Source organism: Curtobacterium sp. ISL-83 (assembly GCF_018613895.1).
Lineage (GTDB): Bacteria > Actinomycetota > Actinomycetes > Actinomycetales > Microbacteriaceae > Curtobacterium.
The window spans coordinates 1-10,687 of record NZ_JAGGPH010000030.1 but is presented as its reverse complement, the minus strand read 5'-3'; the positions used below and the strand labels follow the sequence as shown (position 1 = coordinate 10,687).

Sequence of the window (10,687 nt, the reverse complement as noted above, 5' to 3'; positions counted from 1 at the left end):
CCGCAGCGGGGCGCCCCGTCAGCGCATCAGCTTCATGAACGAGGGCGAACGCGTGCAGAGCGTCGAGGTAGTTGATCAGCGACGGCTCACCGTTGACCACTGTCGGCCCGCCGGAGACGACTTCGGCAGCCTGGTGCGGGTTCATTCCGTAGCGCATCGCGTGTCCCAATCGATTGGATCGATGGGCACCCAGGCGGACGATGCCATTCACACGCTCCCCGCCGGTTGACCCGGCCACGCCAGTCGCACGCCAAGACTAACCACGACCGTCCCAGTCGAGGATCCGCTACCGGACGGGTCCCACGAGCGCGTCGTAGACGAGGCGGATGTCTTTTGCACCCTGACCCCAGTTGAAGAACGTGATTGGCACCACGGGAGCGGCCCGCACGCTCACACGGGTGCCTCCGTCGTCCTCGGGGTGGAACTCGACCGTGACCAGGTCTCCCCATGTCCTCCAATTGGCAGACGACATCAGCACGATGCTTAGCGTGGTCTCGTAGCGGATGCGCAGACTCCGCATAGCTTCGGCGGCTGCCACCAAACGCGCCTTCGCTGCCTCTGGCGGAAGCGGCGTGGAGAACTGGGCGTGCGAACGAGACCACCGGGTCTGGATGTCGAGCATGCGGTCATTCAACCTGTTTTTGACACGCTGACGAGCCGCCTCGAGTCTCCCCGTGAGGGGATCGGCTACTGAGACGAACGGGCGGTGTTGGCAGCCGCGGTCAGGAGGCGAGGGTCTTCGGCTCCCATGCCGGGTCCGCTGACGGGTGCTCCTCGACATATCGGCGTCCGCGGCGGATCCGGACGATCGTGCGCGGTAGCGCCCAGGCGAGGAACCCGACCATGAGCACCAGGACGATGGTGGAGAACACGACCAGATTTCCGCGCACGATCCCGCTCGCGAACTGGAACGCGAGCGAGATGTACAGGAGCGTCACGTAGGCGGTGTTGAACTGCAGCACGAGCTGCACGAATTGCGCGTACCGCAGCGCTCCGGGTCGCTCCGATTCCTGGATCGGGAGGTCCTTGCTGCGGAGCACCACCTTCGCGTATCGACGCAGCCGGTCCAGGTCTCGTCCGCCGGCGTCACGCAGCAGCCGCCCGAACGGGATCGCGACGACGATCGACGCGAGCGACGTGGCGAGGAACGTGAGCTGCCCGGCGAGCAGGACCCCGGTCAATGCCTCGCGGGGACGGCTCTGCACGAGGACGTTGAGCACGGCGACACCGACCGCCGAGACGATCGCTGCGATCACGAACGTGATGCCGATCGCGACCATCTTGCGACGGATGACGTCCGGACCTGGGAGCACCTGGTCCCGCAGCTCGGCCATCGGCGGCTCCAGGCGGCGAAGCCGGTTCCCGATCGGGCGCGCGATGACGAACAGGACCGCGGACCCGCCGACGAGCACGACCGGCACCCAGACCGGCGCCCGGGCGGACAGACTCGTCACCACCACGACCACCGCGGCAACGGCGTCGACGGCGAGCACGACGAGGAAAGCACGCTGCAGGTAGCCGCTTCCGGCAGTTGGTGCCCGATGGTCGAAGTACGCGGCCCAGGAACCGACGAACAGCGGCCCGAACACGAGGAACGGCGATGCGGCGGCCGCCGCGACAAGCAACCCATTGGGCGCCTCTCGCAGGTACAGCGCGACGAGCAACCCGGCGCCGAGGGCCAGCGCGGTTGTGACGATGATCGTCACCAGGAATGCGAGGACTCGCATACGTGCTCCTCGGGTCGCGTCGACGCCGTGCCCACGCTGCACTCGATCATGGCCGCCGCGAACCGCCTCGGACCGAACCATGCGGCTCCCCGCAATGGTCTCGGCTCCGCACGCACCGCGGCCGACCAACCCACAGACGGACTGGGTCGGTCAACGAACGTTGGGCTGGAGAAGGGCGAGGCGGTGTCTGCCCTCTCTCGACGGCCGATCGTTCACTGGGCGGTCAGTCGCCCTTGACGCCCCTGGCAGCGATTGAGCGATTCACTTCTGCTACCTGGGCTCGCTCCTCGGCCGACAGCCCGGCGAGGCAGAGGATCCTGTCCAAGACGCCGCTCTTGAGGACGAGGTACTCGCCTGGGTTCCCGGCTGAGATCGCAGCTTGGCGCTTCGCTGCCGCGTATTCGTCACGCAGCGCCGAATCAGCACGGAGGACATCACGAACCGCGAGATGGTTCCGTAGCGCGAGTGATCCGTCTGTCATGACGTAGGTGTTGCTGGGCGCGAACCGTTCAGGTGTGAAAAAGGCGATACGTCCTGGCACATCCAGGTCACCGCGCGCCTCGAATCCGATGTGCGCGAGAGCGCGCGAGGCCGGTTCGGCGTCTGCAGCCTCAACGACCACGTCGACATCGATGATGGGCTTCGCAGCGAGCCCGGGCACGGACGTGCTTCCGACGTGCTCAATAGACCGGTACCCGACGCCGGCTGCCCGAAGCGCTGGCCCGTAGGCGGCTCGGAGTTCGGAAAATCGTGCGGACCAACTTGGTTGATACTCGACGACCTCAATCACAACCCGAACCTAGCGCGCCAAGCAGACGACGGGCGGTGCCCGGCGCAGGATCGGCCACCGGACGCTCGTCGACCCCCGGGCCATCGTGGTTTTGGCATGACGATCCTCGTCGGGGCCAAGCTGGGCGTTGGCGACCCTTGACGTCGGTTGTGCGTCGATACGCTGGGAGAATGTTCCGCCCGGTCGAACTGCCATCGTTGCTGCGAGTTCTGCATCGGAGGGGCACTCGCCGTGGAGTCTTCAAGCGCGGGGAACGGAGCGAGCGGGCGCAACTCCTGGGGGAGTTGTGGGACGCCCGCTGGCCGGGCCAGATCCCAAGCCACATGCGAGGGCTCAGGACTCAGGATCGTTGGGTGCGGTTCCACAGCCTCCCAGCGGGGAAGCGCTACGCAGACACAAACGAGGAACATCAGGAGATCCTTCGTCGGCATCGGACCGTCCTGAACGAGCTGCACACACTTGACGCACCGATGTACGTCATCGCCGAGGATTACGACCACTGGAGCCTCGAAAGTGGCTGGAGTAGAGACGCGCTACCGGGGCGATGGCCTTGGCGCACCTCCGCGCAATTCCCGACCTGGAACGGCGAGGAACGAACGACGGGCGGTCGCAGAAGAGCGGGCTGAGTTCGTCGTTGGCGCGCCGAATCTGTCGTGGATCTATGCCCCGTATGACGGAGGCACCGACGTCATCCTCCCGACCACGGCCGAGCGTGAACTCCTGAAGAAGCGACACGCGAACTGGCTCTCCGACCGGCCCGACGGGATGTAGAGAGAAACCATTTCCGAGCAGCTCCCCGTCCCGTTCGCCGATCGGCTACCGGGCGCCCAGGATGCCCTGGGTGTCAGCTGGGAGTCTTCAACTCGCCCGGGTAGCTAAGCCGGTGAGTGCCGCGTGCGGGCATCCGATGGGCGATCAGTCAACGCACGCCGTGCTGCGCCGGTACCGTTTGAGCGGTGAAGCCCCCCGGCGATGATGGACGGCCAGCCCGCGCGCGATTCAATTTGCTCTGTTCCTGCTCGGCGTGGTCCTGCTCGTGGGCAGGTGGAACCTCGTAGCGGGCGTCATCTTCACCTTCATGGGTGCTGTGATGCTCCTCGCGGCATGGCTCTTCTCGTGGTCACGCGGGGACCGATCTCACGAGTAGCTGGAACCTGATGTCCCACAGCGGATCGGCGTTCGGGAGTTCTTTGTCGGGGGTCGGTGTCAGCGTTGCGGCACCAGCTCGCGTGAAAGGACGGACTCTTGGCAACCCCCAACCTCTTCTTGATCTACGTGTCGGACGTGCAGCGCTCGACCGCGTTCTACAGCGACCTCTTGGACATGGAACCGGTGAGCCTCACTCCGCGATACGTCCCGTTCGAGATCGCGCCGGGTGTGCTGTTCGCACTGTGGAGCGGACGCGGCGACACAGTGACTCCCCGGACTCCGCGGAGCTCAGAGGTTGGACTGATGATCCCGCGCGCTTCTGCTGGAGTGGATGACGTTTTCGCCGAGTGGGTAGCGAAGGGGGTGACCGTCATCGAGGAACCCCACGATGACGTTTTTGGACGGACATTCGTCGTCGCTGACCCCGACGGAAACCTCATCCGCGTGTCACCGACCGACTGACCAGAAGGCACAACAACGCCGTCTCGGCCGAGGATCGGAACGCGCTACCGTCTGGCTCAATGCCGGCTCGGTGTGTTCGAGTGCGGTCGAGAACCGCACCATGCCGCGCAGGCGAGCGATCCGGCGGCGGCGACGGCCCATCCGGCTGACGGTTCTGATGCGGTAGCGATGAGGATGACGACGGCGGTCCCGATTGCAGTTCCAAGCTGCGCCCCGGTGTTGACGATGCCCGCCGCGCTGCCGGTCAGCGTCCCCGGGACACTGGTACCCAGGCTCGTCGCGGCAACTGACGCTGCCGCAAGCCCAAAGCCGATCACGGCGACGCCGGTCCCGATCCATGGCCACGACTGGCCGAGGGTCATGAGGACGACGTTGCCGCCCGCGATTGTCGCGGTCCCCACGGCTGCCAGACGGTCCGGTCCCAGCCGGGGAGCGAGGCGGCCAGTCGCCGCTGAGCCGACGACGACCGCGAGGCTGAACGCCATCAGCACCAACCCGGACAGCAACGCGGGGATACCGAGACGGTGCTGCAAGACCAGGGTCGCGAGTACCGACGACGAGCTCGTCGTTGCGGTGTTGACGAACGACTGCACCGACCCCCGGCGGAGGTTCATGCTCCGAAACGCTTCTCGCGGGACCAGTGGTGACTGTGCGTGGCGGAGCCGCCAGGTCAACAAGCTTGCTACTGCCGCACCGATCAGGAGCAGCCCGACGCCGTTCGTTCGTGTGGCCTGCTTTTCAAGCAGTGCGGTGCCAGCGATGACCGGCATCACTGCGCCGACGAGGAGGACTGCACCCAGAATGTCCAACCGCTCAGCACGCCCCCGATCCGGTTGGTCCCGCACGACGAGGACCACTCCGGCAAACAGCAGCGCCGCGACTGGGGCGTTGACCCAGAACACTGACGACCAGCCGAGCGACGTGGTGAGCAGGCCCCCGACGAGGAATCCCGTCGCGCCGGCCGCGGCCCCGACGGCGCTCCAAGCGGCGAGAGCCCGCGAGCGGGCGGGCCCGACCGTCGTCGCGTGCAGAATCAGTCGGAGCGCGGACGGAGCAGACACGGCCGCAGCAGCTCCCTGAACGGCGCGAGCGATGAGCACCTGCGGGAGAGCGTTGGCGGTGCCGCCGATGACCGATACGAGGCCGAAGACGGCGATCCCGACGAGCAGGATTCGTCGGTGCCCGTAGCGATCACCCAGACGTGCGCCGAGGATCAACATCGCGCCAAAGAACATGGCGTACGTCGTCGCCAGCGGACCAGCGGCGGCTTGATCCGCGCCAACACCGTCCAGAATCGCGGGGATCGCAGTGACAACGCTCGTGACACCGAGGACGTCGACAAACTGGACGAGGCAGAGCACTGTCACCACGCCGGGACGCATGCCAACACCGTACGTGATGGACCGTCAAGTGGGCGGGTTCGGCGACCGGCCGGGTATGGGTCTGGCTGCTTGAAGCCGCGTTGGGAAGGCACGGTAGCGTCGGGGGTTCACGAGGGGGTGCGTGTGCGTGCACGGGGGCTGACGGCGTACTTCATTGGGGCGTGCTTGCTCCGGGGAGCGGACGCTGCCGCCATCATCGGAATCGTGCTCGCGGCCCGGCGGGCCGGCGCCGGCGATGCCACCGGCGTCCTGGCAGCCTGCATCACATTGCCCCACCTCGCCGGCCCGGTCGCTGCGCAGCTCCTTGACCGTGCACGAGCAAAGCAGCTTGTCCTCGCGGCCGCGGGACTGCTCTACGCGGTTGCACTCACCGGCGCAGTACTCCTGCTGCCGGTCAGCATCGTCGCAGCGGCGGGAGCACTCATCATCGCTGGTTTCGCCGGCCCGCTGCTGACCGGCGGGCTCAGCAGCCAGCTCACTGCGATCGTCGGAACGACCGAACGCTCCCGCCTTCGCGCCCAAGGCATGGACGCCTTCACCTACGGCGTTTCAGCGACCGCGGGCCCAGCCGTCGTGGCAGTCATTGCCTCGACCAGCACCCCCACCGCGGCGATCCTTGCCGCTGCTGGTGCTGCTGCCGGCGGGGCGATTGCGGTGCTGTTCTTGCCCCGCGCCGTGCCGGTTCCTATCGACACCGAACCGCCCGCGCCGGTGGGACTGCGCGCCGCGCTCGGGATGCTTGTGCACCTTCCCGGACTCCGCAGAACGACGATCGCAACCGCAGTGACCGCGATCCCCCTCGGCGCGGCACCACTCCTCGCGCTCGCGACCGTCGACTCCCTCGGTTCCCCTGCAGCGTCTTCCGCCGTGCTGACCTCCGCCTACGGCGCAGGAAACCTCGCCATCTCGGCACTGCTCATCGTCGTGCCGCTCCGCGGCGGCGCGGACCGACTCGTCCGGGTTGGCGTCATCACGGTCCTCGCAGCGTTCGCCGCAGGGCTGGCGATCTTCTCGGTGCCCGTAGGCATAGTCACGTTCGCGCTACTCGGCATCGCAACCGGCCTCCTCTTCACAGCAAGCCTGGCCGCTCGAGCTGCATTCTCACCATCCGGCGCGGAAGCGCAGATCTTCGTCAGCATGGCCGGCATCAAGGTCGCGTTCTCCTCAACCGGCACAGCAATCGCCGGCACACTCCTCCCGCTCGGCGGCACCACGATGTTCACGATCGCGACCGCACTCACACTCGTGACGCTCGCCTACCTACTCGCCGACCGGCGCCCCCAGCCGTCCCGATAGCCGGTGGTCCACCGGGCACTGCCGGGCGCCCCGGCTCGTTCCGTTAGGGAGTCCCTTACCGGGGCAGCGCCGGTTGGCACGGCGGCGTCCGCGAGCTTCCAAAATTCGCGGGTGGCGGCACAGGTCTCAGGTGGCGCGTCGATGACGACGATGCGTGCTGCCGAGTACACCCAGCGCCGCGACGTTGCTATCGACTCCTGGGGACGGAGGCACTCCCGAGCCCATACCGGCGGCCCGCAAGCGGATCGGCCATCGGACACCGTTGCTACCAGGTCGATGACCGGGATAGGTGTTACGGGTGACAAGATCCCATCGTGCCGATTCAACTGCCTTCAGGAGTCCTCGGCGTCGTCTTCGACGTCGGCGAGACGCTGGTCGACGAGTCGCGCGCCTGGTCGACACAAGCGGAAGCGGCCGGGGTCACCCCGTTCACCTTGATGGGAGTCCTCGGTGCACTGATCGCGCGCGCTGAAGACCACCGCCGGGTGTGGGCGCTCCTCGGTGTCGAGGAGCCTGCAGGGCGCGCGCTGATCGAGGAAGCGGACCTCTATCCCGATGCACTGCCGTGCCTTCGTGCGGCCGATGAGCTCGGCCTCGTCGTCGGCATCGCAGGGAATCAGCCGGCGGGAGTGGAGGCGCAGCTCCACGCCGCCGGCTTCTCACCGAACTTCTTGGCTTCGTCCGCGGCATGGGGGCGTGGAGAAGCCTTCGCCCGAGTTCTTCGCTCGAGTCGTGGTCGAGGCAGGCCTCGAGCCGGAATCGATCCTCTACGTCGGTGACCGCCTCGATAACGACGTCCTGCCTGCCCGCGCCGTCGGCATGCGGACAGCGTTTATTCGGAGAGGTCCGTGGGGTTACCTCCACGCTGAACGGCCGGAAGTAGGTCTGGCGGACCTCCAACTCGACACCTTGATGGACCTCACCGAGGCGCTGGTCGACGGACGGCCAGCCGAGGCATAGGCCATATCTCGATCAGGGGCCGTTGAATGCCGGGTGCTCAACGGCGCCCGGAAGCGGATCCTCTACCGGTCGTCGGCTTCGATGACCCCAGCGCGTGCTCTGCGACAGTCCGCCAGGGGTTCATTCAGTGGTGGTCGGAGCGGCGCGGCCCGTCCAGCTTGTCCGCGCTGGTCTCCATGTCGGCAGCCGACCCGCCTTCGCGACGACGAGCCCGTCTAACGCGCACAACCAAACCGAAGGTACCAAGAAGGCACCACACGGCGATTACGGCGAAGTCCAGCGGGCTGCGCCTGGTCAGCGCTATGCCGAGCCAGATCAGAGCACCGAGGTATGCGAATGGCCACATCACGGCCGAGTTCTCCGAGATTCTCCGCCAGAGACGTACTCCAGGGCTGGGTGCTCTCGCCGATGTCAACCGCTCGCGCTCCTCGGGCCGTTCATCAGACAACTCGAACTCCTCTCGTTGCATGGCGGTCGGTCTTGCGACCGGCGCCGATAGCCATGAAACCACGCCGCCCTGCCCGCAAGCGGATGGGCTACTGCGACCGAAGCGCGTCCACCCAAGCGCCGCGATTGGCCTGGAGATAGGCGGTCACGGAGGCCCAGTACTCACCATGACCGGTCGTGTACATGGTTGCCCACGGTTCCCAACCGTCGGCGTGGGCTCGATGCAACAGTCCGTGCATCGCGTCGCTGCGTTCGATCATCGCCGTTGGCAGCTCCGCCCGGAGTGCTTCGCTTCGGCCGTACCCGTCGATGAACCAGCGGAGGCGCTGGGCTGCTTCTGGCACCGGTCGTGAATCGTCGAGCATCGAGAACGACTGCGCTGCGTAGGCGAGGTCCCATGAGCGAGTACTCGGACCCGCGCCGTCCCAATCGATGAAGACCCACCGCTCACCAACGACCAGGTTCCACGGAGCCAAGTCGTTGTGGCACACCAGATCGGCCGGCCCGGGCGGCGGAATCAAGACGTCCCACACCCCGTCGTCCGCCGAGTACTCATGACCTACATCGTGGATCCGGCGCACCAGCGCACCGACCCGCCGCAGCCCCTTCTCATCGAGCGGCCCGAGGTCCATCGCGAGATCACCCGGTACGTACTCGAGGACCTGGCGGCCGTCCTCGTCGAAACCGTGCGCAGCCGGCGCATCGATCCCTCGGGACCGCAGGTGGGCGGTGAACCGAGACACGGACAATGTTGACGGAAGAGCAGGCTTCCGAACGGTGTCACCCACACGCATGACGCTCGCGGAAGCGTTGCCGCCAGCCAGCGGAACTCATCGTCGACCATGGGGAAAGGGTCGCACGTCGTGTCCGATAGACGATCGCCTACCGGGCGTGGAGTTCGAGGTAGTCGAGGGCCTGGCGAACCGTCTCTTCGAGAGGGCGCGTGCTGTCGATGACGAGCCGATCGTCCGTGCGGGGCTCGTACTCGTCGGCGGTGCGCTGTACCTCGTCCCACGACGGCAAGGTGAACCCCGGCAGGTCGTTCGCACGCTGTTCCACGCGGCGACGGTGTTCGTCGACGTCCGCACACACGACCTCGATCACGCGCAGCGGCACCCCAGCGGCATCCGCTGTCGACACCCATCCAGCCCGAGCGGGTTCAACCCCACTCACCGCGTCAGCGATGACCGTCTGTCCTCGCCGCAGATTCGGCACCGCGATGGCATGCATGATCGAGTACGCAGCGATCCCGGACTGCTCGCGCGGGATCTGGTACTTCCACATCGCGCCCTCGATTGCATCAACGCGAAGCGTCAGCGAAGGCGTCAACTCCGCGATCGCAGCAGACAGCGTCGACTTCCCTGCACCGGGAAGGCCACAAACCTGAACCAGCATCGACAACTCCTTCGTTGGCCGTAGCTCCTTGTCTATCGGTCATGGACGCGCAGCACCAGCCAAGTGGATATGCCCGCCGGACCTCCGAGGACGTGTCCGAATGCCGATCAGGTTCCGGACGGCGAGGTGACCGTCAGGCGAGCGCGATCGACATCGAGGACGGCGTGCGTGCCGAGTGGCACGGTAACGAGGTCCTCGATGTGTCCGAGGGGCAGACCGCCGAGAACAGGGACGCCGAGCGCATCGAGGTGGTCCCGGAGGGTGTCGAGGATCGTCCATCCCCGGTCCTCGTAGCCCGCGAACTGGTCGATGCTCCCGAGAGCGACGCCGGCAACGCCGTCCAGCGCACCGGAGTATCGCAGCTGCGTCAGCGCACGATCGATCATCCCCAGCCCCGCGGCGCGGTTGATCTCGAGCAGGACGATCCTGCCCGCGAGGTCGAGGTCCACGACCCCGACCGACCGGGCCAGCATCTCGAGGTTCCCACCGAAGAGCGTCCCCTCGACGCACCCCGTCGTGGTGAGCCCTGCAGACAGGGCGCGAGCGTCGGCATCGACGACGGTATTGGCGCCCTCCATGAGCAGCCGTCGGACGTGGTCAGCATGGGCGCCGACGATCGCACCGTGCAGCGTCGGGACGCCGGCAGCGTCCCACACGCAGTGCAGGGCGGTGATGTCGCTGTACCCGATCAGCAGCTTGGGGTCGTCGCGGAGCGCGTCGACGTCGACGTCCGGAACGATTCGGAAGCTGCCGCATCCTCCGGTGGAAGCGATCACAGCCCGTACGTTCGGGTCTCGGATCACGTTGTTGAGGTCTGCGACTCGATCGGCATCAGTGCCGGCGAGATAACCGCGGTGGTCGAGTGCGTGCGGTGCGATAACCGCTCGAAGGCCCCACGACTCGACCTGCTGAGCGATCCAGCCCGGCACGGAGTCCTCCGGCCACGACGCCGGCGAAACGATCGCGACGGTGTCGCCAGAGGCCAAAGTGCGAGGTTCAAGCTTCGTTGCTCCCATGCCTCCGGACACTATCCAGCACCCCCGTCACAGCGTCTCGATAGCCGATGGCGGTTTCAAGGG

The 10,687-nt window shown here is 66.7% G+C and carries 11 protein-coding genes and 2 pseudogenes; 4 read left to right on the top strand and 9 right to left on the bottom strand.

Annotation, left to right across the window (positions count from 1 at the left end; all coding sequences use genetic code 11):
* The 4 genes and pseudogenes from J7E22_RS17055 to J7E22_RS17040 all read right to left on the bottom strand — a co-directional run.
* Nucleotides 1-211, bottom strand: a pseudogene (locus J7E22_RS17055) (hypothetical protein); the annotation flags it as partial.
* A 75-nt stretch (nucleotides 212-286) separates the two neighbouring features.
* On the bottom strand, nucleotides 287-622 hold the full coding sequence (locus tag J7E22_RS17050; protein ID WP_214983034.1) for a hypothetical protein: 336 nt from the start codon (nucleotides 620-622) through the stop codon (nucleotides 287-289).
* 100 nt (nucleotides 623-722) lie between these two features.
* The gene (locus J7E22_RS17045) at nucleotides 723-1,727 is read right to left on the bottom strand and encodes a hypothetical protein (protein WP_214983033.1); all 1,005 of its coding nucleotides are present in this window, start codon (nucleotides 1,725-1,727) and stop codon (nucleotides 723-725) included.
* 223 nt (nucleotides 1,728-1,950) lie between these two features.
* Nucleotides 1,951-2,517, bottom strand: a complete 567-nt coding sequence (locus J7E22_RS17040; protein ID WP_214983032.1) for a GrpB family protein — start codon at nucleotides 2,515-2,517, stop codon at nucleotides 1,951-1,953.
* A 1,245-nt stretch (nucleotides 2,518-3,762) separates the two neighbouring features.
* On the opposite strand from J7E22_RS17040, the gene J7E22_RS17035 reads away from it, so the two are divergent.
* Complete coding sequence (locus J7E22_RS17035) at nucleotides 3,763-4,128, top strand: VOC family protein (RefSeq protein WP_214983031.1); 366 nt, start codon at nucleotides 3,763-3,765, stop codon at nucleotides 4,126-4,128.
* Nucleotides 4,129-4,184: 56 nt separating this feature from the next.
* Here the strand turns inward: J7E22_RS17035 and J7E22_RS18495 are convergent, their stop codons facing one another.
* Entirely contained in the window at nucleotides 4,185-4,742 is a 558-nt protein-coding gene (locus tag J7E22_RS18495) for an MFS transporter (protein ID WP_374193290.1), read from the bottom strand.
* Between the two features lie 126 nt (nucleotides 4,743-4,868).
* Nucleotides 4,869-5,510: pseudogene (locus J7E22_RS18490) on the bottom strand (MFS transporter); the annotation flags it as partial.
* Between the two features lie 123 nt (nucleotides 5,511-5,633).
* Between J7E22_RS18490 and J7E22_RS17025 the strand changes: the two are divergent.
* The 3 genes from J7E22_RS17025 to J7E22_RS17020 all read left to right on the top strand — a co-directional run bounded on the left by J7E22_RS17025 (nucleotide 5,634) and on the right by J7E22_RS17020 (nucleotide 7,766).
* Entirely contained in the window at nucleotides 5,634-6,806 is a 1,173-nt protein-coding gene (locus J7E22_RS17025; protein ID WP_214983029.1) for a hypothetical protein, read from the top strand.
* Between the two features lie 314 nt (nucleotides 6,807-7,120).
* Nucleotides 7,121-7,585 carry a hypothetical protein gene (locus J7E22_RS18360; protein WP_308159299.1) on the top strand — a complete coding sequence of 155 codons (465 nt, stop codon included), beginning with the start codon at nucleotides 7,121-7,123 and terminating at the stop codon, nucleotides 7,583-7,585.
* The gene (locus tag J7E22_RS17020; protein ID WP_308159298.1) at nucleotides 7,503-7,766 is read left to right on the top strand and encodes an HAD family hydrolase; all 264 of its coding nucleotides are present in this window, start codon (nucleotides 7,503-7,505) and stop codon (nucleotides 7,764-7,766) included. Before J7E22_RS18360 ends, J7E22_RS17020 begins: the two co-directional genes overlap by 83 nt.
* Before the next feature lie 536 nt (nucleotides 7,767-8,302).
* On the opposite strand, the gene J7E22_RS17015 is transcribed toward J7E22_RS17020, so the two are convergent.
* From J7E22_RS17015 to J7E22_RS17005, 3 genes are all read right to left on the bottom strand, one after another.
* Nucleotides 8,303-8,845, bottom strand: coding sequence for a phosphotransferase (locus tag J7E22_RS17015; RefSeq protein ID WP_308159297.1), 543 nt, complete (start codon nucleotides 8,843-8,845; stop codon nucleotides 8,303-8,305).
* Nucleotides 8,846-9,095: 250 nt separating this feature from the next.
* Entirely contained in the window at nucleotides 9,096-9,608 is a 513-nt protein-coding gene (locus tag J7E22_RS17010) for an ATP-binding protein (RefSeq protein ID WP_214983027.1), read from the bottom strand.
* A gap of 107 nt (nucleotides 9,609-9,715) precedes the next feature.
* Nucleotides 9,716-10,624, bottom strand: a complete 909-nt coding sequence (locus J7E22_RS17005; protein ID WP_214983026.1) for an LD-carboxypeptidase — start codon at nucleotides 10,622-10,624, stop codon at nucleotides 9,716-9,718.
* Nucleotides 10,625-10,687: the final 63 nt, after the last annotated feature.